Genomic DNA, 21,720 nt, shown 5'->3' with positions numbered 1-21,720 from the left:
CCCCTCAATAAAATTCCTGCCAGTTAAAAAAGTTTCACTACCCCTCTAGACGCCCCCTGCGCTTTCCCCTATAAAACCCACCAAGGAATATTTTATTCCCCACAGGCAATTTCCTGTGGGACGCCTTTTTTCGCCCTGCGATGCGCTGCCGCCACCTTCCCCCGAGGACAAGCCATGCAACACGAAAAACACCAATTCATTCTCAAGATAAGCTGCCCGGCCACCTCGGGCATCGTGGCGGCGGTGACCTCGTACCTGGCCGGCAACGCGTGCTACATCGGCGAGATGGCACAGTTCGACGACGAACTCAGCGGGCGGTTTTTCATGCGGGCGGTGTTTCGCTTCAACGACGGCCACGTCGGCGATATAGCTCAACTCAAGGCCGGCTTCGGCGACGTGGCCGGCCAGTTCGACATGGACTGGGAGCTGCACGACAACAGCCAGCCCATGCGCGTACTGCTGATGGTGAGCAAATTCGACCACTGCCTCACCGACCTGCTGTACCGCTACCACAAGGGCGAGATGGACATGACCATCACCGCCATCGTCTCCAACCACCTGGAGCTGCGGCCCATGGCCGAGCGCGAGGGCATCCGCTTCATCTACCTGCCCGTGACCAAGGACACCAAGGCCCGCCAGGAAGCCGAACTGATGAAGGTGGTGGACGAGACCCGCACCGACCTGGTGGTGCTGGCCCGCTACATGCAAATCCTCTCCGACGATTTGTGCAAGCAGCTGTCGGGGCGCGCCATCAACATCCATCACTCGTTCCTGCCCGGCTTCAAGGGCGCCAAGCCCTACCACCAGGCCTACCAGCGCGGCGTGAAGCTGATTGGCGCCACTGCCCACTACGTCACCAGCGACCTGGATGAAGGCCCGATCATCGAACAGGAAGTGCAGCGCGTGGACCACGCCTACCTGCCCGACGACCTGGTAGCCATAGGCCGCGATACCGAAACCGTGGCGCTGTCCAAGGCGGTGAAATACCACCTGCAGCACCGCGTCTTCCTCAACCAGGACCGCACGGTGATTTTCCGGTGAACAGCCTCAAGTTGATCGACGGCAAGGCCGCCGCCGCCCAGGTGCTGCGCCAGGTGCAGGACGACATCGCCCGGCACGGCATCCGCCCGGCCCTGGCGGTGATTCTGGTAGGCGCAGACCCAGCCAGCCAGGTGTACGTGCGCAACAAGATTTTGCGCGCCGAAGAAGCCGGCATCCGCTCGCTGGAGTACCGCCTGGCGGCCGATGCCAGCCAGGTTGAAGTGCTGGCGCTGATCGGCCGGTTGAATGCAGACCCCAGCGTCAATGGCATCCTGCTGCAACTGCCGCTGCCGGCACATATAGAAGAAGCCCTGGCCCTGCAGGCCATTGCGCCGAGCAAGGACGTCGACGGTTTTCACAGTGAAAACGTCGGCGGCCTCAGCCAGGGCCGTGACGTGCTCACGCCCTGCACGCCGAGCGGCTGCATGCATTTGCTGCACGCCGCCCTGGGTGACCTGAGCGGCAAGCACGCGGTGGTGGTGGGCCGCTCGAACATCGTCGGCAAACCCATGGCCGCCCTGCTGCTGCAGGCCCATTGTTCGGTCACTGTGCTGCATTCGCGCAGCGTCAACGCCCGCGAGCTGTGCCGCCAGGCCGACATCGTCATCGCCGCCGTGGGCCGCCCGCAGCTGCTCGACGCCAGCTGGCTGAAGCCGGGCTGCGTGGTCATCGACGTGGGCATCAACCGCATTGAAGAAGGCGGCCGCAGCCGCCTGGTCGGCGACGTCGATTTCGACAGCGCCCTGGCCGTAGCCAGCGCCATCACCCCGGTGCCCGGTGGCGTCGGGCCGATGACCATCGCCTTCCTGATGAAGAACACCCTGACCGCTGCGCTGCAGCAGGCCACCCCCCCAAGCAGCCTGTCGGAGGCCCCATGCCTTTCAACCTGTTGAAATATGGCCTGAGCTCGGAATACCCGGTCGAGGTAGACCTGCCCGCGCCCAAGGAACTGCAATCTTCCTACGACGTGGTGATCATCGGCGGCGGCGGCCACGGCCTGGCCACGGCCTATTACCTGGCCAAGTACCACGGCATCACCAACATCGCCGTGCTGGAAAAGTCCTACCTGGGCGGCGGCAACACCGCACGCAACACGGCGGTGATTCGCTCCAACTACCTGACCAGCGAAGGGGTGAAGTTCTACGCGGAATCGGTGCGCATGTTTGAAGGCCTGTCCAACGAGTTCGACTTCAACATCATGTATTCGCACCGTGGCCAGCTGACGCTTGCGCACACCGACGCCACCGTGCGCTCGTTCCGCCAGCGCGCCGAGGTGAACAAGCACTTCGGCGGCCGCACCGAGATGATCGACCGCCAGCAGATCCGCGAACTGGTGCCCACCCTCAACCTGGACCCCGGGCACCTGCCGGTGCTGGCCGGGCTGTGGCACATGGACGGCGCCACCGCCCGCCACGACGCCGTGGCCTGGGGCTACGCCAAGCAGGCGGCCAAGCGCGGCGTGGAGATCCACCAGCTTACCGAGGTGCAGGAGTTGGTGATCGAAAACGGCGCCATCACCGCCGTGAAGACCAACCGCGGCACTATCAAGTGCGGCTGCGCGGTGCAGGCCATCGCCGGGCTCAGCTCGCAGATGATGGCCAAGGCCGGCATCCGCTCGCCGATCCAGACCTTCCCGTTGCAGGCCATGGTGACCCAGCCGTTCAAGCCGTTCCTCGACCCGCTGGTGAGTTCCTCGGCGCTGCATTGCTACGTGCAGCAGACCAGCCGGGGCGAAGTGGTGTTTGGCGGCGGCTCCGATCCCTACCCGCTGTTCAATACCCGCTCCACCCTGGACTTGAAGGAAAGCCTGCTGGCCCACGCCATCGAGATGTTTCCCTTCCTGGCCAACGCCAAGCTGATGCGCCAGTGGGCCGGCATCACCGACATGACCCCGGACTACAGCCCGATCATGGGCCTTTCGCCGGTGAAGAATTACTACCTGGACGCCGGCTGGGGCACCTGGGGCTTCAAGGCCACGCCCATCTGCGGCAAGACCATGGCGGAACTGGTGGCCAGCGGCGGCAAGGTGCCCGAGCTGATCAAGCCATTCAGCCTGGCGCGCTTTTCCACCTTCAAGCAGGTCAACGAAATGGGCGCCACGGCGGCCAGCCACTGAGGAACGGACGATGAAAATCATGAATTGCCCGCTCAACGGGCCGCGCAATATCAGCGAATTCACCTACGGCGGCGAGTTCAAGGCCATGCCCGACCCGGCCACCTGCACCGACGCCGAATGGGCCGACTACGTGTTCAACTGCGAGAACCTCGCCGGCGTGGTGCGCGAGTGGTGGATGCACACACCGTCCAGCTACTGGTTCCTGGCCGAGCGCCACACGGTCACCGACGAGATCATCCGCACCTTCGACCCGAAGGAAGTCTTCACCGCCCGCGTCGAATTCGCCACCCAGGAGATCGCCGGATGAACCGCCTCCCCGCCCCCATGGGTCTGCTGATCGACCGCGACCAGCCGCTGACCTTCAGCTTCGACGACAAGCCCTACCAGGGCTTCGCCGGCGACAGCATCGCCAGCGCGCTGCTGGCCAACGGCCGCTTCCTGCTCTCGCGCTCGTTCAAATACCACCGCCCGCGCGGCCCGCTGAGCATGGCCGGGCAGGACGCCAACAGCCTGGTGCAACTGCCGCGCGAGCCCAACGTGCTGGCCGACATGCAACCGCTGGAACAGGGCCTGCAAGCCAGCGGGCAAAACTTCAGCGGCACGCTGGACAACGACAAGGACGCCTGGCTGGGCAAATTCTCGAAGTTCATGCCGGTGGGCTTCTACTACCGCTCGTTCTACAAGCCCAAGGGCATGTGGAAGGTGTGGGAACCCATCATCCGCAAGAAAGCCGGCCTGGGCGTGCTGGACCTGACGTTCCAGCCCGAGTACTACGACAAGGCCTACCTGTTCACGGACCTGGCCGTGGTGGGTGCCGGGCCGGCCGGCCTGCAGGCAGCGCTGACCGCCGCCAACGCCGGGGCCAGGGTGCTGCTGATCGAGCAGAGCCCTATCCTCGGTGGCTCGCTGACCTACGCGCGCTTCGACATCGACGGCACTCGTGCTGAAACCCTGCGCCGTGAACTGGTGAGCGCGGTGGAAAACCACGCCAATATTCAGGTGCTCAAGCAAGCCACCTGCAACGCCTGGTTCACCGACAATTACCTGCCGGTTATCCAGGGCAAGCGCCTGTACAAGGTACGCGCCAGCCAGTGCCTGGTCGCCAGCGGCTCGTTCGACCAGCCGGTGATTTTCCGCAACAACGACCTGCCCGGCATCATGCTTACCAGCGCCGCCCAGCGCCTGATGAAGCTGTACGCGGTGAAGCCGGGCAACACCTGCGTGGTGCTGACCGGCAACGACGACGGCTACCTGGCCGCGCTGGACCTGCACGACCAGGGCGTGAAAGTGGCCGCCGTGGTGGACCTGCGCAACGGCCCGGCCGACCGCGCGCTGCTGCGCGCGCTGGAGAAGCGCGCCATTACCCTGCACGTCGACACCACGGTGTTCGAGGCGCTGCACGAGAGCGGCATGCGCCACGTCAGCGGCGTCGAGCTGCGCAAGATCACCGGCCAGGGCCAGGTGGCCAGCAGCGCCATTACCCTGGCCTGCGACTTGCTGTGCATGTCCGGCGGCTACATGCCGGTGTACCAGCTGTTGTGCCAGGCCGGCGGCAAGCTGGCCTACGACGACCAGCTGGCCGAATTCACCCTCAGCGGCCTGCCGCCGATTCTGCGCGTCGCCGGCTCGGTGAACGGCTGCCACAGCCTGGACAATGTGCTCAGTGACGCCACCAACTGCGCCGCCGACATCGTTACCGCCCTGGGCCTGACCGCCCAGGTGCGCGTAAACCTGGCGCCCGAAGCGCGGGTCAACTTTCCCTGGCCGATTTTCCCGCACCCCAAGGGTAAGGACTTCGTCGACTTCGATGAAGACCTGCAGGTGCAGGACATCATCAATGCCACCAAAATCGGCTACCGCGATGTGCAGCTGGTGAAGCGCTATTCCACCGTGGGCATGGGCCCGTCCCAGGGCCGCCATTCGGCACTGCCCACGGCGCGGCTGGTGGCACAATCCACCCAACGCAACATCAGCGAGACGGGCGTCACCACCGCGCGGCCACCGTTCGTCGCCGAGAAACTTGCCCACGTCGCCGGGCGCGCGTTTGATCCCTACCGGCAGACGCCGCTGCACCGCCGCCACCTGGATGCCGGGGCGAAGATGATGCCCGCCGGCATCTGGCAGCGCCCGGCCTTCTACGGCAAGGCCTCGCAGCGCGAACAATGCATGCAGGCCGAGGCGCTGCACGTGCGCAACAAGGTCGGCATCATCGACGTCTCCACCCTGGGCGGCCTGGACGTACGCGGCCCCGACGCTGCCGAACTGCTCAACCGCATGTACACCTTCGCGTTCCTCAAGCAGCCGGTGGGCCGTTCGCGCTATGCGCTGATGACCAACGAGCACGGCGTGGTGATCGACGACGGCGTGTGCGCACGCTTCGCCGACAACCATTTCTACGTCACCGCCACCACCAGCGGCGTCGACCGTATCTACCAGCAGATGCTCAAGTGGAACGCCCAGTGGCGCCTGAACGTCGACATCGCCAACGTCACCGCGGCCATTTCCGCCGTGAACGTGGCGGGGCCGGACGCGCGCAAGGTGCTGGAAAAAGTGTGCAGCAACCTGGACCTGTCACCTGCCGGCTTCCCTTACCTGGCGGTGCGCCAGGGCACCGTGGCCGGCATCAAGGCGCGGCTGCTGCGGGTAGGCTTCGTTGGCGAGCTGGGTTACGAGATCCACGTGCCCGCGCGCCACGCCGTGCAGCTGTGGGACGCGCTGATGGACGCCGGCAAGGCCTTCGATATTCGCCCCTTCGGCGTCGAGACCCAGCGCCTGCTGCGCCTGGAAAAAGGCCACGTCATCATCAGCCAGGACACCGATGGCATGACCCACCCGGCCGAGATCGACATGGGCTGGGCGGTCAGCCGCAACAAACCGTTTTTCGTCGGCCGCCGCTCGGTGGACATCCTCGAAGCGCAGCCCATGACCCGCAAGCTGGTGGGCTTCACCCTGCCCAAAGGCTCGGTGCAGCCGCTGGAAGGCCACCTGGTGCTGAGCGGCGCGGACATCAGCGGCAACGTCACGTCCTGCGAATATTCCGACACGTTGGGGCAGGTGATCGGCCTGGCCTACGCCGGTTTCGACCAGAGCCAGCCCGGCCAGAAGATTCCGATCCGCGTGGAAGGCGGCATCGTCGTCGAGGCCACCGTGGTCAAACTGCCGTTTTTCGACCCTGATAACCTGCGCCAGGAGTTGTAAGCCATGTCCAGTCTCAAAGCTGAAGATTACATCGGGCAGGCCGTGCACCCCTGCACCCTGCTGGACCTGACCGACCTGCCCCGGGTGGGTTTCCGCGGTGCCGACAGCGCCGCGTACCTGCAACAGCGCGGCTTCGAACTGCCCCAGGCAGCCAACCGCGCCGTGGCCCAGGCCGACGGCAGCCGGGTGGCGCGCCTGTCGCAGACCGAGTACTTGCTGCTGGGCAGCCAGGCCGACCTGGGCCAGCGCCTTGCCGACGAGGAAGCGCGCTGGGAACTGGACCACAGCGCCAACTACCTGCTGCCCCGCCAGGACAGCCATGCCTGGTTTCGCCTGAGCGGCAGCCTGCTGCCGGCGCTGATGGCCAAGCTGTGCGGCGTCGACCTGCGCGCCCAGGCGTTCGCGCCCGGCGCGGTGGCGCAGACCTCGGCGGCGCGCATCAACGTGATCATCATCAACGCAGGCGGCGAGCTACCAACCTTCGAGATACTGTTCGACCGCGCCTCCCACGAATACTTCCTGTCCGCCGCCCAGGACGCCCTCCAGGAGTTCAAATAACCCCGTAGCAGCGGCCACAGGCCGCGTCCCCCCCTGCCATGACTAAAATTTCATGTTTCAGCTTTTCCCGCCGATAAACCGTGCCTAAGAAGAAAAAAACTGCTGGCTGCCAACGATAAAAAAATACCCCCCAGCAACCAACGATCAAGAAGCGCACAAGTTACTGGAGGGAAAACATGAACAGTTGGTTTGCCAACATAAGCGTGAACAAAAAACTGGGCCTGGGCTTTGGCCTGGTACTGGTACTGACCACCCTGCTGGCCGCCACCGGCTGGAACAGCATGGGCGGCCTGATTGACCGCAGCAACTGGATGAGTGACATCACCCAGCTCAACTCTGCCTTGACCAAATTGCGCGTCGCGCGCCTGCAGTACATGCTGGCCAACGGGGACGACAACGCCGCGCAGCTGGTGCAGACCACCCTGGACGGCTTCGAGGCCCAGCAGCAGAAAATTCTCGGCACCTTCAAGAGCCCCGAGAACATCCGCCTGCTCAAGGAGCAGAACGGCCAGCTGGAAGCCTACAAGGTCTCGCTGAACAAGATGCGTGCGGCCTACCGCAGCTCCAACGCTGCGCGCCAGGACCTCAACGACACCGCCACCAACGCCTTCCAGACCGTCGACCGGATCAGCGTGGCCGTGCAGGCCGACCGCCGCCTGGACGAAGTGCTGGCCGTGACCAAGGCCAAGGACCAACTGCTGGTGGTGCGCTACGAAGTGCGCGGCTACCTGGGTGACGCCAGCGCCAGCAACGAGCAGAGCGCCTTTGCCCAGCTGGACACGGCCCAGGCCACCATCGCGCCGCTGTACAGCGCGCTGCCGGGCCAACAGGACGGCATCAAACTGTTCGAAAGCGCGGTGAACAGCTACCGTGCCGCCCTGAACCGCTTCAAGGCCGCCAATGCCGACATCGTCCAGGCGCGCAAGGAAATGACCGACCAGGGCAACGAGATCGTGCGCATCAGCGACGCCCTGTACAAATTGCAACTGGACCGCCGTGACAGCGAAAGCGCCCAGGCACAGTCGGTACAGTTGATCGCCACGCTGCTGGCCCTGCTGTTCGGCATCGCTGCCGCCGTGATCATCACCCGCCAGATCACCCGCCCTATCCAGGAAACCCTGGACGCGGTGAAACGCATCGCCGACGGCGACCTGACCCAGACCCTGCGCGTTACCCGCAAGGACGAATTGGGCGTGTTGCAACAGGGCATCCAGAACATGGGCACCACCCTGCGCGAGCTGATCACCAGCATCCGCGACGGCGTGACCCAGATCGCCAGCGCCGCCGAGGAGCTGTCGGCCGTGACCGAGGAAACCAGCGCCGGGGTCAACAGCCAGAAAGTGGAAACCGACCAGGTGGCCACCGCCATGCACGAGATGACCGCCACCGTGCAGGAAGTCGCGCGCAACGCCGAGCAGGCTTCCATGGCCGCCACCGATGCCGACGGCCAGGCCCGTGACGGCGACAAGGTAGTGAACCAGGCCATCGACCAGATCGAACGCCTGGCCGCCGAGGTCAAGCGCTCCACCGAGGCCATGGGTAAGCTGCAGCAGGAAAGCGACAAGATCGGCAAGGTGATGGACGTGATCAAGGCCGTGGCCGAGCAGACCAACCTGCTGGCGCTGAACGCGGCCATCGAAGCGGCCCGTGCCGGTGAAGCCGGGCGTGGTTTTGCCGTGGTGGCCGACGAAGTGCGTGGCCTGGCGCAGCGCACGCAGAAGTCCACCGAGGAAATCGAAGGCCTGGTGGCCGGCCTGCAGAGCGGCACCCAGCAGGTCGCCAACGTGATGCTCAGCAGCAGTGCCTTGACCGACAGCAGCGTGGCCCTGACCCGTCAGGCTGGCGTGTCACTGGAAAACATCACCCGCACGGTGTCGAACATCCAGCTGATGAACCAGCAGATCGCCGCAGCGGCCGAGCAGCAGAGCTCGGTGGCCGAAGAGATCAGCCGCAGCATCATCAACGTGCGTGACGTGTCGGAACAGACTGCGGCCGCCAGTGAAGAAACCGCAGCCTCCAGCGTCGAGCTGGCGCGCCTGGGTGGGCAGCTGCAGTTGCTGTCCCGCCACTCCCGGGTGAAACGCCACCACCCTGGGGGGCGCGGGCTTGCCAGCGAGCTTTTCGAGGGCCTCAAAAGCTCGCTGGCAAGCCAGCTCCCACAGGTCACTGCACCGTCTTGAGCGTACGCTCGTCGTAGTACAGGGCGTTCTTGTCAGTGCCCTGCTTGAAGAAATACCCGTAGTCCTCCAGGTACCACACCGTGTCCACGCGGTTGTACTTGTCCCCTTCTCCACTGCACCGCAACTTCTTCGCCTGGCCACTGAGGCTGGCATTGAGCTGCGCCGCCGGCGCCTCGCTGTCCACCTTGCACTTCACCACCTGGCGGCTCTCGCCCAGGTCACCCATCATCGAGTTCTTGCGCTTGCCCTGGGTAATGTAGGTCAGCTCCTGGCCCACCGGCATCTGCTGCCAGTCGCCGCTGAAGGTCAGGTTGGTGAGCATCGAATCCTCGGTCATCAGCGTCTTGCCGAAGAAGCGGGTCTTCTGCGCCAGCGCCACCAGGCCACGGAAACTCACTTCGCTGCCTTCGTAGCTGTCGGCGCGCGTGCGTATGCCCAGCTGGCCGCTGGCCTTGTCCACCTCGAAGAAGCGCTCTTCACGAATCGGCAGGTTGCTCTTGGCGGTGTTGGCCATGCCGGTTTCCAGGGTCTGCTTGAACGACTTGCGCGGCGGCGCCAGGTTCAGGTGCTTGATAGCGGTCATCGGCACCGCCCCCACCGCTGGCAATGGCGTGTTGATGGGCGCCTTGCTGCGCGGGGTGAAAGCCGGCAGCTGGGCCAGAGCCTCGGGCTTGGCGCATACGGCGCGGAACAGTGTCTGGTACTCGGGCACGCTGCGGCTGACGGGTTGCGGCTGCGGGTCCTTGAACAGTTTGCCGTCGGTCACCTTGTCGCGCTCGTCGACGTCGTAGCCCATCAGCAGGCGGAAGGTCTGTTTGGCACAGTCCAGCGCGTAATGCTCGCGTTTCTGCGCGCTGGGGGCGTTGTAGGGGCGGCCGGCGGTGACGGTGGGTTCGTCGAGGGCGGCCCAGAAACGAATCTCGTCGCCGTCAGGCTTGATGCTGTTGCGGTCCAGCAGCACCCAGAACACCTGGTCGCCCCCCTTGACCACTCGCCACTCGGGCACCGCGGTGGCCTGGCAGGCGGCCTGGAAGGCGGCGTTGTTCTTGAGGTTGCCGGCCAGTTCGTCAGGCACGTCGCGCGGCGGCATGTAGCTGCCGTTGCTGCTGCCGAAGTACACGCGTTTCTCCCCCTGCACGTAGGCGATGCGCGCCTGGTAGCTGCTGCACGAGGCCTCTATCTGCGCGGCGAAGGGGTACGGCTGCTGCTCGGTGACCGCTGGCACGGCCAGGTAGCTGAGGGTGTCGCCATTGCGCATCACCGACTCGGGCACTGGCGGCAGGGCCAGGGTGTCGCTGAGCATTTTTTCCGCGTCGGTTGGCACGTGCGGCTTCTGCGCCTCGGGGCTGGGCGCGTGCTGGGCGCAGCCGGCCACGAGGGCAATCAGCAGGGCCAGGGGCAGACGTTGCATAACAATTCTCTCCATGAAACACCCACCCGGTGTGGCCGGACGCAGCCTGGCGGCAGCTGCTACGGGCTTAGTGGACCTTTTTCAGCTGGCGCTGGCTGTAGTACTGGTCGTTCTTGTCGGTGCCCGACTGGTAGAAGTAACCGTAGTCTTCCAGGTAGTACAGGGTGTCGACGCTCTGGCGCTTGTCGCTGCCCACGGTGCAGCGCACCAGCTTGGCCTGGCCGCTGAGGTGCGGGTTGACCTGGGCGGCGCTGACCTGGCTCTTGATGGCGCACTGCACATTGGTGTGGGTAAGGATGGCGCCGGTATTGCCGCTGACCGCGCTGGTGTCCAGTACAACGCCCAGGGTGCTGCCCACCGGCATGGTGCGCCAGTCCCCGGTAAAGTGCGCGTCGATTACCGCCGAGCTTTCGAACACGGTGTCCAGGCCATGGAAGGTGGTCTTGCTGGCCAGCGAGAACAGGCCACGGAACGAGATCTCGCTGCTGTCGAAACCATCGCTGGTGGAACGTACGGCCAGCTGGCCGGTAGTGGCGTCCGGCTGGATGAACGTCTCTACGTTCAGTGGCACTTCACCGTTGGGGCCATTCGCGGTACCGGTCTCGGACAGGTAGGTGAGCGGCTTGCGCGGCGCCGGCATGCCCAGCTTGTGCACCGCCGCCAGCGGCAGCGCCATCACCCCCGGGAACGGCCCGGCCAGCGGCGCTTTCACCCGCGGGCTGAACGCCGGCAGTTTTTCCAGCGCCTGCGGGTTGCCGCAGATGGCCTTGTAGGTGGCGTGGTTGTCGGTGTCGCGGGCGATCTGCTGCGCTTCCGGCACGAAGTGCACGGCGCCGTCGGTGACGTTGTTGCGTTCGTCCAGGTCGAAGCCCGCCAGCACCTTGAAGGTCTGCTGGGTGCAGTCCACCGCCACGTATTCACGCTTCTGCGCCATGGGCGCGTAGTACGGCAGGTCGAAGGTGGTGGCTGGCTCATCCCACGCCGTCCAGAAACGCAGGGTGTTGCCCTGGGGCTTGAGGCTGGCGCGGTCGATCAGGGTCTGCTGGCCGTTGGCGGCGGTGCGCACCACGCGCCAGTCCGGCTGCGGCGTGCTGTTGCAGGCGTCGACGAAATCGGGGTTTTTCAACAGGGCCTGGGCCACGTCCTTGCGCATGCGCACGGCGGGCATGTACAGCCCGTCCTGGCTCTTCACGTAGGAACGCTTGCCGCCGTCGAAGTACATCAGCTTGGCGGAAGGCTCCACGCATGAGGCCTGGATCTGCATCATGATGTCCTGGCGCAGGGTGTCATCCTTGGGGCGGATGACCATGAAGCTGAGCTGGTCGCCATCGCGCAGCACGCTGTTGCCAAGCGGGGTGCGCTTGACCATGTCGAACATCAGCTGGTTGGCCTTGTCCACCGGGGCCGGCACCTTCAGCGTCGGCTGGGCCTTGGCCACCGGCGGCTTCGACGCCGGGGCGGAAGCAGGCTGGTGGGCGCAGGCGGCGGTCGCTGCGATGGCTACAACAAGGGCAACGCGTTTCATGGAATGTCCTGATCGGCAGGCGAGGCCCCCACCGCCGCTGCTTTGCGCAACGGCGATGGGGTGGGCGCAAAGGAAACCATCTTACCGCTAGTGACGGTTCACTTCATGAACTTCATTTGGCCAGCAGGCCCACGCCCCGGCCACGCGGGTCGGACGCCGTCTCCACCTTGCGGCCATCGACCTTGATGGCCTGGATATCGCCCATCTCCCAGCCCTGGTCTTCCAGGGTGTAGCCCATGGCCTTGAGCTCTTGCGCGGGCTGGCCGGTCAGCGGCGCGTAGCTGTCATAGTAGATGGTGTCCTTGGGCAGCAGCTGGTGATGCACGCGCTGCGCCGCCACGGCCTTGGCCAGCGGCAGGTGGTAGTCGTAGGTATTGTTCAGCACCTGGAAGATCGAGGTGAAGATCCGCGAGCCACCCGGGGTGCCCAGTACCAGCGTCACGCGGCCGTCGCGGGTCACCAGGGTGGGGCTCATGGACGAGAGCATGCGCTTGCCCGGCTCGATGGCGTTGGCGTCGCCGCCCACCACGCCGAAGGCATTGGCCACGCCTGGCTTGGAGCTGAAGTCGTCCATCTCGTCGTTGAGCAGGAAGCCTGCGCCCTTCACCACCACGCCGCTGCCGTAGTCCCAGTTCAGGGTGTAGGTGTTGCTGACGGCGTTGCCGTCGTGGTCGACGATGGAGAAGTGCGTGGTCTGGTGCGGCTCAAGGCCTGGGTGCACGTTCTCGGTGGCGGAGATGGCGGTGGGGTTGACCTCGTCGGCGCGCTTGAGCAGGTAGGCCGGGGCAATCAGCTTGTTCACCGGTACGTCGTTGAAGTCCGGGTCGCCCAGGTAATTGGCGCGGTCGGCGAACACGCGTTTTTCGATTTCGGCCAGCAGGTGGATGTAGCGCGCCGAGTTCAATGGGACGCCCTTGAAGTCGTCCTTGCGGATGTCCTTGATGCCCAGCAACTGGGCCAGGGCGATGCCGCCCGAGCTGGGCAGCGGCGCGGTATAGATGATGTTGCCACGCCAGTCGATGTGCAGCGGCTCGCGCCAGTTGACCTTGTAGTCGTGCAGGTCCTGCTTGGTGATCAGGCCCTTGTCGGCCTGCATCTGCGCCACCAGCAGGTCGGCGGTCTTGCCCTCGTAGAAGTCCTTGGCGCCCTGGTCGGCGATGCGCTCCAGGGTCTGCGCCAGCTCTGGTTGGCGGAAGGTCTGGCCGGGCTTCATGGTGCCGAAGTAGTCGTTGAAGTTGGTCTGGCCGTTGAACAGTTTCAGCGCGTCCTGGCGGTACTGGAACTGCTTGTCGGCGACGGTGAACCCGTCCTTGGCGTAGCCGATGGCCGGGGTCAGCAGCTCGGCCCATGGCAACTTGCCGAAGCGCTTGTGGGCTTCCCACAGGCCGAGCACGGTGCCGGGCACGCCGCTGGCCTTGGCGCCCACCAGGCTGAGATTTTCGATGACCTCGCCCTTGTCGTTCAGGTACATGTTGCGGCTCGCAGCCTTGGGCGCGGTCTCGCGGTAATCGAGGAAGTAGGGCTTGCCCTTGACGTACAGGGTCATGAACCCGCCGCCGCCCAGGTTGCCGGCTTCGGGGTAGGTGACGGCCAGGGTGAAGGCCGTGGCGACGGCGGCGTCCACCGCGTTGCCGCCCTTCTTGAGCACCTGCGCGGCGACTTTGGCGCCGTATTGGTCGGGGGCGGCGACGGCGCCGCTGTCCAGCAACGCGGCGTAGGAATGGGTGCTGGCGAAAATGGCGGCACTCAGGGCAAGGGTCTTGAACAACACAATACGCATCGGGTGTCCTTACTGTTGTTATTAACGACTGCCGTCACAGTTAGGCCCAGGATGAACGTGGTTTCAACCCCTACACAGCAAAACGGCCGCGTGCGGGCGGCCGTTTTCCGGGTGCGGGTTCAAAGCATTTCGTTGAGAATCCACTGTTGCGCCGAGCTGCGCTTGGGCGCCCAGCCCAGCAATTCCCGGGCGTTCTTGCCACGCACGCGGCTGTTGGAGCCCAGGCCGTAATTGGCCATTTCATAGCCCCATTCTTTTTCCGCCTCGGCCAGCGGCCAGTCCTGCGGTTGGCCCAGGCCCAGGGCGGTGGCCATGGCGCGGGTCATGTCGACGAACGCTGCCTCGCCGCTTTCGACGAAGTAGAAGGTGCCGGCCGGGTTCTTTTCCAGCGCCAGCAAGTACAGCGCCACCACGTCCTCGATGTGCACGTTGGACCAGATGTTCTGGCCCGGGCCCATGTGGCGGACGATGCCGCTCTTGCGTGCCTGCTTCAACAGCCGTGGCAGCTGCACGCTGTCGCGCTTCACGCCCAGGCTGTGGCCGTAGATCAGCGTGTTGCAGATGACCGCCGAACGCACACCCTGGGCGGCTGCGGCCAGCACCAGGTTGTCGATGGCCACGCGCGCGGCCTTGTCCACGGTGGGTTCGGGCAATTGGCCTTCGTAGCAGATGACGTCGCTGCCCTTGCCGCCCGAGGCGTCGCCGACAATGCTGGAACCGCTGGTGTGCAGCAGCGGCTTGCCGGAACCTTGCAGGCCTTCAATCAAGGCTTCCACGGCGCCGCGGTGGTCGCTGCTGGCGGCGTTGATGACGGCATCGCTGGCACGCGCCTGGGCAATCAGCAGTGCACGGTCATCGAGGCTGCCCAGCACCGGGGTGATGCCCAGGGTGGTCATTTCCTCGGCCTGCTCGGGGCTGCGCACCAGGCCGGTAACCTGGTGGCCGGCCTGGGCCAGGGCGGTGGCGATCGAGCCGCCGATGAAACCGGCGGCACCGGTGACGAATACGTTCATGCTCAAACTCCCGTTCGATGTGTGGAGGGGGCCAGTATCGAAGGGTTATCCGTGCGGAAACAGCCGGTGGCGGCCAATAGACTTTTGCCCGCCGGTCACGAATCCCCTTGGGCGTAGCAGGCGAGCTTCTCCTGCATGAAGTCCAGGAAGCACTGAATGCGCAACGCCAGCTGCGAGTTGCGGTAGTAAACGGCATTGATGGTCTGCCGCTCGCCGGTATTCGCCGCCACCAGCAGCGGCACCAGGCGGCCCTGGGCAATGTCCTGGTGGGTCATGAAGTCTGACAGGCAGGTAATGCCCTGCCCCGCCAGCGCCAGCTGGCGCAGGGTCTCGCCACTGGAGGCGGCCACGCGCGGGGTGGCCTGCCAACGGTCTCCGTCAGCATGGCGCAGCGGCCACAGGTTCAAGTGGTCGGGCTGGGTGAAGCCCAGCAGGTTGTGGTCGCGCAGGTCCTCCACCTGCCGTGGCGTGCCGTGCTGGCGCAGGTATTCAGGGCTGGCGAGGATGTTCAGCGGGCTGCGGCCCAGCAGGCGCGCGTGCAGCGTAGAGTCGGCGAGCACACCGATGCGGATGGCGACGTCGGTACTCTGCTCCAGCAGGTCGATCAGCAGGTCGTCGGTGTTGAGTTCCAGGGTGATATCCGGGTAGCGCGCGCGGAATTCGCCCACGTACGGCACGATGGCGTGCAGCATGAATGGCGAGGCGGCGTTCACCCGCAGGCGCCCGGACGGCGTCTGGTGGCGCACCGCCAGGCGTTCCTCCAGCTCATCCATCTGCTGCAGGATGTGCTTGGCCTTCTCGAAGAAGAACCGGCCTTCTTCAGTGAGGTCCATGCGCCGCGTGGTACGGTTGATCAGCGTGGTGTCGAGCTTGCTTTCCAGGCGCGACAGCGTGCGGCTGATGGCCGACGGGGTTTGCCCCACCTGCTCGGCCGCCGCTGAAATGGAGCCACACTCGATGACCGAGATGAATACCTGGAGTTCGTCGGATCTGGCTTTCAACCTGGGTTTCCCTGTAAGGCTCGCCGGCAGGCCGGCTGGCGCGCTGGTCACCCACTTTACCTTACAGCTGGAAACCGAACACCTGCGCCAGGTGCGCCTTGTAGCGCGCCACGTCGCCTTCGATGTTCGGGCGCTTCATCACGTCCACCGCCAGGAAGGTCGGCAGGCCGGTCATGCCCAGGAACTGGTTGGCCTTGTGGAACGGGAAGTACACGGCGTCCACACCCTTGGCTTCGAAGAAGTCGGAGGGGTCGTCGAAGGCCTGCTGCGGGGCATTCCAGGTCAGCGACAGCAGGTACTGCTTGCCCTGCACCAGGCCGCCGCTGCCGTATTTCTGCGAAGCGTCGGAGCGGGTACGGCCGTCGCTGGCGTACAGGCTGCCGTGGCCCTCGGTGAACACTTCGTCGATGTACTTCTTCACGGTCCAGGGCGCGCCCATCCACCAGCCGGGCATCTGGTAGATGACCACGTCGGCCCACAGGAACTTCTGCACTTCTTCGGCAATGTCGTAGCCGCCGTCGATGAAGGTGGTCTTCACGTCGTAACCGGCGTGGTCCAGCACGGCCACGGCGGCGTCGTGCAGGGTTTCGTTGTAGCGGCCTTCGGAGTGGGCGAACTGCTTGCCGCCATTGAGCAACAAAATCTTTTTCATGGGAAAGGTCTCGGTAAGGAATGCAGCGCACTCTACCGGCCTTGCGCGGGCGGAATAAGGCCTGATCGGGCAAATTACATTTGCTTGAATATCACGAATAGCCAGGGATTGTTGCCTTTAGAATCACCTCAACTTCCTTGGAGACACCCCATGAACGAACACCACGGCTTCATCCTCAAGGCCAAGACCAAGCCGCACATGGCCGACGCCTTCCGCGACCTTTTCCTCGGCTACGTGGCCGCCAGCCGCGGCGAGCCGGGCTGCATCGAATACCACATGCTGCGCGACCTGAACGACCCGACACTGTTCGTCTTCTACGAGATCTGGGCGACCAAGGCCGACCTGGACGTGCATTCGGCGTTGCCGCATATGGCAGCGTTCTTTGCCCAGCGCATGGAATACCTGGAGGCGGATTTCGATATTCAGCGGGTGGAGATGTTGAGCCCGTCCAGCGCGAACTGACGTAGCCTTCGGCAGCTGCTACAGGTGATCCCCGTAGCAGCTGCCGAAGGCTGCGTCCGACCACTACCCGTTGATCAGCAAATGAGCACCGAGCAACGCCAGGCCAATAAAGAACACCCGCTTGAACATCACCGCGCTGATGCGCTGGCGCAACCATTGCCCCAGCTGCATGCCCAGCAGCGCCGGCAGCAGCAACAGCAAAGACGCCCCCAGCTCGCCACCGCCCAGCTCGCCATGCCACAGCAGCCCCAGCGCCAACGCCAGGGTCGAGACGCTGAACGATAGCCCCAGCGCCTGCACCAGTTCGTCGCGGTTGAGCCCCAGCGCCTGCAAATAAGGCACCGCCGGAATCACGAACACCCCGGTGGCGGCGGTGATGATGCCGGTGGCCACGCCACATAACGGCCCCAACCACACCTCGTGCCGGGCCGGCACGCGCAGCACCGGCAGGAACAGGCCGCTGAGCGAGTACAGCACCAGCGCGCCACCCAGCGCATGCACCACCCATTTGCCGCCATCGATGCCCAGCCACAGGCTGCCAATGGCGGTGCCGACGAAAATCGCCAGCAGCATCGGCCACAGCCGCACGACCAGCCCGCGCAGATGCCCACCGAGCATCAGCTGCCAGATGTTGGTGAAGGTCGACGGCACAATCAGCAGCGCGGCTGCCTGCGCCGGGGCCATAGCCAGGCCCAGCAGGCCCATGGACACCGTGGGCAGCCCCAGGCCGATCACGCCCTTGACCGTGCCGGCCAGCAGAAAGGTCGCCAACACCAGCAGCGACAAGCCCCAGCCCATTTCCTGATACAGCGCGAGTAATGTATTCATGGCCCCATGCTGACGCGTCGGCGGCGGGGTGAAAATCTGCCATATACTGACCCAGCCTCTTGTTCTGGTTGAGGCTGGAGCCTGCCATGCATTTCGATCTCGTCGACCTTCGCCTGTTTCTGCACACCCTGGACAGCGGCAACATGACCGCTGGCGCCCAGCGCACGCACCTGTCGCTGGCCGCTGCCAGCGCGCGCATCCGCGCCATGGAGGCGTCGCTGGGCATACCGCTGTTCCAGCGCAACCGCCGTGGCGTACAGCCCACCGCCGCCGGGCAGGCCCTGGGCGAGCACAGCCGGCGGGTGCTGCAACAGGTGGAGCACCTGCAGTTCGACCTGGCCCAATACGCCCAGGGCATCCAGGGCCAGGTGCGCTTGCTGTGCAACACCGCCGCCCTCACCGAATACTTGCCCGAGTTGCTGGGCGACTTCCTGCAGCGCCACCCCGGCGTCGACCTGGACGTGGAGGAAATGCCCAGCCAGCGCATACTCCATGCCCTGCGCCAGGGCGCGGCGCCGCTGGGCATCGTCTCCAGCGCCGTAGCCACCGAAGGCCTGCAGACCCGGCCGTTTCGCGACGACCCGCTGATGCTGATCATGCCCGTGGACCACCCGCTGGCGCGCCAGCCCAACGTGACCTTTGTCGACAGCCTGGCCCACGGCCATGTGGCGCTGGCAGCGGGCAATGCCTTGGGCATTCTGGTGGAGGAGCAGGCGCTGCACAGCGGCCGGCGCATGCAAGTGCGGGTGCGCGCCGAAGGGTTCGATGGTGCGGTGCGCATGGTGGCGCGCGGTGCTGGCGTGGCGGTGGTGCCCCTGGCAGCGGTGCGGCGCTGCCAGGGCCAGTTGCAGTTTGCCAGCTGCGCCCTGCGGGAGCCTTGGGCGGCGCGGCGCCTGCTGCTGTGCTCGGCCAGTTTCGACGCCCTGCCCGGCCACGCACAGGCGCTGGTGGCCAGCCTGCTGCCGCAAGGCTGAGCGCGCAAACAGGCACCCGGGTGTCGACCTCAGGCATCCGCGCCGGGCGTGGGCGGGTCAGCATGCGGGCTCTTGAAACCACTGCCGGAGCCCGCCATGTCCAAACCCCTCGTTGTGCTGCGCGACACCCACCCTTTGCCCGTGCTGGATGCCTGCAAATGGGAGAAGCTGGAAGGCGACCCGCACACCGTCAACCTCAACGCCTACACCAGCGAAGACGGCAGCAAGATCATGGGCACCTGGATCTGCACCCCCGGCAAATGGCGGGTGGACTACGTGAAGTGGGAATACTGCCACTTCCAGGAAGGCTACTGCGTGATTACCCCGGACGGTATGGAGCCGGTGCATTTGCGCGCGGGGGATATCTTCATCGTTGAACCTGGGATGAAGGGCACGTGGGAAGTGGTGGAGACGGTGCGCAAGTATTTCGTTTTCGCGTGAAAGCGGGACGCGGCCTGCGGCCGCTGCTACGGGATGTGCGTAGCAGCGGCCACAGGCCGCGTCAGCAATCTCAAGTCTTCTGATACCCCTTCACGATCGCCGAGAAGTCCAGCCCGCCCTCGCCGCGCAAGCTCATCGCCTGATACAGCTGCTGCGCCACCGCCCCCAGGATCACCGGTTGGTGCGCCTGCCTTGCAGCCTCGGTGGCCAACCCCAGATCCTTGAGCATCAGCTCCGCACCAAAGCCGCCGGTGTAGCCGCGTGCCGCCGGTGCCGTGGGAATAATCCCCGGCCAAGGGTTGTAGGTATCCGCACTCCAGCAGCGCCCGGTGGAGCTGTTGATGATGCCCGCCAGCACTCCGGTGTCGATGCCCAGCGCGTTGCCCAGCGCCATGGCTTCCGACACGCCGATCATCGAGATACCCAGCAGCAGGTTGTTGCAGATCTTGGCGATCTGCCCGGTGCCCACTTCGCCACAGTGCACGATGTTGCGGCCCATTTGCGCCAGCACCGGGTGCAAGGTGTCGAACAGTGCCGCGCTGCCGCCAACCATGAAGGTCAAGGTTCCCGCCACTGCCCCGCCGGTGCCGCCCGACACCGGCGCGTCGCCCAGGTCGACGCCCTGCTTGGCGGCGGCGCTGGCGATGTCGCGGGCGGTCTGCGGGTCGATGGTGCTGCAATCCACCGCCGGGGTGCCGGGGCGAATGCCGGCCAGCACGCCGCCCTCGCCCAGGTACACGGTGCGCACGTGGGCGGCGGCCGGCAGCATGGTGATCACCAGGTCGCTGGCTGCCGCCGCTTCGCTGGGCGAGGCGCTGATAATGCCGCCTTGGGCGGCGAGTTCGTCGAGCACGGCCTTGTTCAGGTCGAACAGCTGCAGGCGGTGGCCCGCCTTGAGCAGGTTGCGGGCCATGGGCGCGCCCATGTTGCCCAGGCCGATAAAGGCGATGTTCATGGGCAGTCTCCTAGCGCAGGTTGATGGTGGTGTTGACGCCGTCGTTGACGCTGTCGTCGTCGAACCAGCGCGCCGTCACCGTCTTGGTCTGGGTGTAGAACTGCACCACCTGCTTGCCGTACGGGCCCAGGTCGCCGAGCTTGGAGCCGCGCGAGCCGGTGAAGCTGAAGAACGGCACCGGCACCGGGATGGGAATGTTGATGCCCACCTGGCCCACGTCGATTTCGCTCTGGAACTTGCGGGCTGCCGCACCGCTCTGGGTGAACAGGCCGGTGCCGTTGCCGAACGGGTTGCGGTTCACCAGGGCGATGGCCTCGTCGAGGGTGTCGACGGTGAGCACCACCAGCACCGGGCCGAAGATTTCCTGGGTGTAGATCTGCATGTCAGTGGTCACCCCGGAGAACAGGGTGGGGCCGACGAAGTTGCCTTCCTCGAAGCCCGGCACCTGCACGTCGCGGCCGTCCAGTTCCAGCACCGCCCCCTCCTTCACCCCGCTCTCGATCAGGCCCAGCACACGCTGTTTGGCCTGGCGTGAAATCAGCGGGCCGACGTCGGTGCCGGCCTCGCTGCCGGCGTTCACCTTGAGCTTTTGCGCCAGGGCCTTGAGCTCGGGCAGCCACTGCTTCGCCGCGCCCACCAGCACCGCCACCGAGGTGGCCATGCAGCGCTGGCCGGCCGCACCAAAGGCGGCGCCCACCAGGGCGTTGAGGGTCTGTTCACGGTTGGCGTCGGGTAGCACCACGGCGTGGTTCTTGGCGCCCATCATCGCCTGCACGCGCTTGTGGTGCTGGCCGGCGAGGTTGTAGACGTGGGTGCCCACCGCCGTGGAACCGACGAAGGAAATTGCCTTGATGTCGGCGTGGGTGCACAGCGCGTCCACCACCTCCTTGCCGCCCTGCACCACGTTGAGCACCCCCTTGGGAATGCCGGCCTCCAGCGCCAGTTCCACCAGTTGCACGGTGGACAGCGGGTCCTGCTCGGAGGGCTTGAGCACGAAGGTGTTGCCGCAGACGATGGCCATGGGAAACATCCACAGCGGGATCATGGCCGGGAAGTTGAACGGGGTGATGCCCGCGCACACGCCGATGGGCTGGCGCAGGGTGTAGGTGTCGACGCCGCCGGCAACGTTCTCGACGAACTCGCCCATCTGCAGGCTGCCGATGGAACAGGCGTGCTCCACCACCTCCAGGCCGCGGAAAATGTCGCCTTCGGCGTCGGCCAGAGTCTTGCCCTGCTCGGCGCTGAGGGTCTGGGCGATGCGCTTGGAATGCTCGCGAATCAGCGCCTGGAACTTGAGCATGATGCGCATGCGCGCGCCCACCGGGGTGTTGCGCCAACTGAGGAAGGCTTTTTGCGCCGCCGCGACGGCGGCGTCCACCTCGGCCTGGGTGGCAAACGGCACCCGCGCCAGCACCTGTTGGGTGGCCGGGTTGACGATGTCGCGCCACTCGCTGGCCTGGGACTCGACCCACTCGCCGTCGATCAGCAGCTTCACCTTGGGGATACCGGCATTTACCGAAACGTTCATCAAGACCTCCGCGTAATTGTTTTTGTGCATGGCGTGATGGCTCTTTCCTGGAGTATA

Annotated in this window: 19 protein-coding genes and 1 pseudogene; 11 read left to right on the top strand and 9 right to left on the bottom strand. The window is 65.3% G+C overall.

Annotated features, from left to right (window positions below; genetic code table 11):
• Positions 1–174: 174 nt before the first annotated feature.
• The 8 genes and pseudogenes from purU (at position 175) to AC0SZ7_RS26425 (ending at position 9,093) form a co-directional block, all read left to right on the top strand.
• Entirely contained in the window at positions 175–1,041 is an 867-nt protein-coding gene (gene purU / locus AC0SZ7_RS26460) for a formyltetrahydrofolate deformylase (protein WP_475507148.1), read from the top strand.
• Complete coding sequence (gene folD / locus AC0SZ7_RS26455) at positions 1,038–1,934, top strand: bifunctional methylenetetrahydrofolate dehydrogenase/methenyltetrahydrofolate cyclohydrolase FolD (protein ID WP_475507147.1); 897 nt, start codon at positions 1,038–1,040, stop codon at positions 1,932–1,934. Before purU ends, folD begins: the two co-directional genes overlap by 4 nt.
• Positions 1,916–3,157, top strand: a complete 1,242-nt coding sequence (locus AC0SZ7_RS26450; RefSeq protein ID WP_475507146.1) for an FAD-dependent oxidoreductase — start codon at positions 1,916–1,918, stop codon at positions 3,155–3,157. Before folD ends, AC0SZ7_RS26450 begins: the two co-directional genes overlap by 19 nt.
• Positions 3,158–3,167: 10 nt before the next feature.
• The gene (locus AC0SZ7_RS26445; RefSeq protein ID WP_475507145.1) at positions 3,168–3,464 is read left to right on the top strand and encodes a sarcosine oxidase subunit delta; all 297 of its coding nucleotides are present in this window, start codon (positions 3,168–3,170) and stop codon (positions 3,462–3,464) included.
• Positions 3,461–6,355 (top strand): 2Fe-2S iron-sulfur cluster-binding protein, encoded by a 2,895-nt coding sequence (locus tag AC0SZ7_RS26440; protein WP_475507144.1) that lies wholly within the window; start codon positions 3,461–3,463, stop codon positions 6,353–6,355. The genes AC0SZ7_RS26445 and AC0SZ7_RS26440 overlap by 4 nt, the downstream gene beginning before the upstream one ends.
• 3 nt (positions 6,356–6,358) lie before the next feature.
• On the top strand, positions 6,359–6,913 hold the full coding sequence (locus tag AC0SZ7_RS26435; protein ID WP_475507143.1) for a sarcosine oxidase subunit gamma: 555 nt from the start codon (positions 6,359–6,361) through the stop codon (positions 6,911–6,913).
• 176 nt (positions 6,914–7,089) lie between these two features.
• Positions 7,090–8,139, top strand: a pseudogene (locus tag AC0SZ7_RS26430) (methyl-accepting chemotaxis protein); the annotation flags it as partial.
• Positions 8,131–9,093: a methyl-accepting chemotaxis protein gene (locus AC0SZ7_RS26425; protein ID WP_475507225.1), complete on the top strand. Its 963-nt coding sequence runs from the start codon at positions 8,131–8,133 to the stop codon at positions 9,091–9,093. The pseudogene AC0SZ7_RS26430 and the gene AC0SZ7_RS26425, both read left to right, overlap by 9 nt.
• Here AC0SZ7_RS26425 and AC0SZ7_RS26420 read toward each other — a convergent pair.
• The 6 genes from AC0SZ7_RS26420 to mdaB form a co-directional block, all read right to left on the bottom strand.
• Positions 9,077–10,504, bottom strand: a complete 1,428-nt coding sequence (locus AC0SZ7_RS26420) for a hypothetical protein (RefSeq protein ID WP_475507142.1) — start codon at positions 10,502–10,504, stop codon at positions 9,077–9,079. The genes AC0SZ7_RS26425 and AC0SZ7_RS26420 overlap by 17 nt on opposite strands.
• A 67-nt stretch (positions 10,505–10,571) precedes the next feature.
• Positions 10,572–12,029: a hypothetical protein gene (locus AC0SZ7_RS26415; RefSeq protein ID WP_475507141.1), complete on the bottom strand. Its 1,458-nt coding sequence runs from the start codon at positions 12,027–12,029 to the stop codon at positions 10,572–10,574.
• Positions 12,030–12,141: 112 nt separating this feature from the next.
• Positions 12,142–13,809, bottom strand: coding sequence for a gamma-glutamyltransferase (ggt, locus tag AC0SZ7_RS26410; RefSeq protein WP_475507140.1), 1,668 nt, complete (start codon positions 13,807–13,809; stop codon positions 12,142–12,144).
• 119 nt (positions 13,810–13,928) lie between these two features.
• On the bottom strand, positions 13,929–14,822 hold the full coding sequence (locus tag AC0SZ7_RS26405; protein ID WP_475507139.1) for an NAD-dependent epimerase/dehydratase family protein: 894 nt from the start codon (positions 14,820–14,822) through the stop codon (positions 13,929–13,931).
• Positions 14,823–14,917: 95 nt separating this feature from the next.
• Positions 14,918–15,823: a LysR substrate-binding domain-containing protein gene (locus AC0SZ7_RS26400; protein WP_475507138.1), complete on the bottom strand. Its 906-nt coding sequence runs from the start codon at positions 15,821–15,823 to the stop codon at positions 14,918–14,920.
• A gap of 61 nt (positions 15,824–15,884) precedes the next feature.
• On the bottom strand, positions 15,885–16,475 hold the full coding sequence (gene mdaB, locus AC0SZ7_RS26395; protein WP_475507137.1) for an NADPH:quinone oxidoreductase MdaB: 591 nt from the start codon (positions 16,473–16,475) through the stop codon (positions 15,885–15,887).
• 150 nt (positions 16,476–16,625) lie between these two features.
• Here mdaB and AC0SZ7_RS26390 point away from each other — a divergent pair, with 150 nt between their 5' ends.
• The gene (locus tag AC0SZ7_RS26390; protein ID WP_475507136.1) at positions 16,626–16,937 is read left to right on the top strand and encodes a putative quinol monooxygenase; all 312 of its coding nucleotides are present in this window, start codon (positions 16,626–16,628) and stop codon (positions 16,935–16,937) included.
• 63 nt (positions 16,938–17,000) lie between these two features.
• Here AC0SZ7_RS26390 and AC0SZ7_RS26385 read toward each other — a convergent pair whose 3' ends face one another.
• Positions 17,001–17,765 (bottom strand): sulfite exporter TauE/SafE family protein, encoded by a 765-nt coding sequence (locus tag AC0SZ7_RS26385; protein ID WP_475507135.1) that lies wholly within the window; start codon positions 17,763–17,765, stop codon positions 17,001–17,003.
• Positions 17,766–17,851: 86 nt separating this feature from the next.
• On the opposite strand from AC0SZ7_RS26385, the gene AC0SZ7_RS26380 reads away from it, so the two are divergent.
• Both AC0SZ7_RS26380 and AC0SZ7_RS26375 read left to right on the top strand, forming a co-directional pair.
• Complete coding sequence (locus AC0SZ7_RS26380) at positions 17,852–18,739, top strand: LysR substrate-binding domain-containing protein (protein WP_475507134.1); 888 nt, start codon at positions 17,852–17,854, stop codon at positions 18,737–18,739.
• 96 nt (positions 18,740–18,835) lie between these two features.
• The gene (locus AC0SZ7_RS26375) at positions 18,836–19,180 is read left to right on the top strand and encodes a cupin domain-containing protein (protein WP_008373643.1); all 345 of its coding nucleotides are present in this window, start codon (positions 18,836–18,838) and stop codon (positions 19,178–19,180) included.
• A 70-nt stretch (positions 19,181–19,250) separates the two neighbouring features.
• Here the strand turns inward: AC0SZ7_RS26375 and mmsB are convergent, their stop codons facing one another.
• Positions 19,251–20,135 (bottom strand): 3-hydroxyisobutyrate dehydrogenase, encoded by an 885-nt coding sequence (gene mmsB, locus AC0SZ7_RS26370; RefSeq protein WP_475507133.1) that lies wholly within the window; start codon positions 20,133–20,135, stop codon positions 19,251–19,253.
• A 10-nt stretch (positions 20,136–20,145) separates the two neighbouring features.
• The gene (locus AC0SZ7_RS26365) at positions 20,146–21,663 is read right to left on the bottom strand and encodes a CoA-acylating methylmalonate-semialdehyde dehydrogenase (RefSeq protein ID WP_416422303.1); all 1,518 of its coding nucleotides are present in this window, start codon (positions 21,661–21,663) and stop codon (positions 20,146–20,148) included.
• Between the last annotated feature and the right edge of the window lie 57 nt (positions 21,664–21,720).

It is taken from the genome of Pseudomonas sp. JC1203, from assembly GCF_056175065.1.
The sequence above is the reverse complement of the archived record's forward strand: the minus strand, read 5'-3'. Positions and strand labels throughout refer to the sequence as shown.

Coding starts and splice junctions, on each gene's coding strand:
- AC0SZ7_RS26445 (WP_475507145.1), top strand. CDS start 3,168: ATGAAAATCATGAATTGCCCGCTCAACGGGCCGCGCAATATCAGCGAA.
- AC0SZ7_RS26435 (WP_475507143.1), top strand. CDS start 6,359: ATGTCCAGTCTCAAAGCTGAAGATTACATCGGGCAGGCCGTGCACCCC.
- AC0SZ7_RS26450 (WP_475507146.1), top strand. CDS start 1,916: ATGCCTTTCAACCTGTTGAAATATGGCCTGAGCTCGGAATACCCGGTC.
- ggt (WP_475507140.1), bottom strand. CDS start 13,809: ATGCGTATTGTGTTGTTCAAGACCCTTGCCCTGAGTGCCGCCATTTTC.
- mdaB (WP_475507137.1), bottom strand. CDS start 16,475: ATGAAAAAGATTTTGTTGCTCAATGGCGGCAAGCAGTTCGCCCACTCC.
- AC0SZ7_RS26385 (WP_475507135.1), bottom strand. CDS start 17,765: ATGAATACATTACTCGCGCTGTATCAGGAAATGGGCTGGGGCTTGTCG.
- AC0SZ7_RS26440 (WP_475507144.1), top strand. CDS start 3,461: ATGAACCGCCTCCCCGCCCCCATGGGTCTGCTGATCGACCGCGACCAG.
- purU (WP_475507148.1), top strand. CDS start 175: ATGCAACACGAAAAACACCAATTCATTCTCAAGATAAGCTGCCCGGCC.
- AC0SZ7_RS26415 (WP_475507141.1), bottom strand. CDS start 12,029: ATGAAACGCGTTGCCCTTGTTGTAGCCATCGCAGCGACCGCCGCCTGC.
- AC0SZ7_RS26390 (WP_475507136.1), top strand. CDS start 16,626: ATGAACGAACACCACGGCTTCATCCTCAAGGCCAAGACCAAGCCGCAC.
- AC0SZ7_RS26375 (WP_008373643.1), top strand. CDS start 18,836: ATGTCCAAACCCCTCGTTGTGCTGCGCGACACCCACCCTTTGCCCGTG.
- AC0SZ7_RS26380 (WP_475507134.1), top strand. CDS start 17,852: ATGCATTTCGATCTCGTCGACCTTCGCCTGTTTCTGCACACCCTGGAC.
- AC0SZ7_RS26425 (WP_475507225.1), top strand. CDS start 8,131: ATGGGCACCACCCTGCGCGAGCTGATCACCAGCATCCGCGACGGCGTG.
- AC0SZ7_RS26365 (WP_416422303.1), bottom strand. CDS start 21,663: ATGAACGTTTCGGTAAATGCCGGTATCCCCAAGGTGAAGCTGCTGATC.
- AC0SZ7_RS26420 (WP_475507142.1), bottom strand. CDS start 10,504: ATGCAACGTCTGCCCCTGGCCCTGCTGATTGCCCTCGTGGCCGGCTGC.
- mmsB (WP_475507133.1), bottom strand. CDS start 20,135: ATGAACATCGCCTTTATCGGCCTGGGCAACATGGGCGCGCCCATGGCC.
- AC0SZ7_RS26405 (WP_475507139.1), bottom strand. CDS start 14,822: ATGAACGTATTCGTCACCGGTGCCGCCGGTTTCATCGGCGGCTCGATC.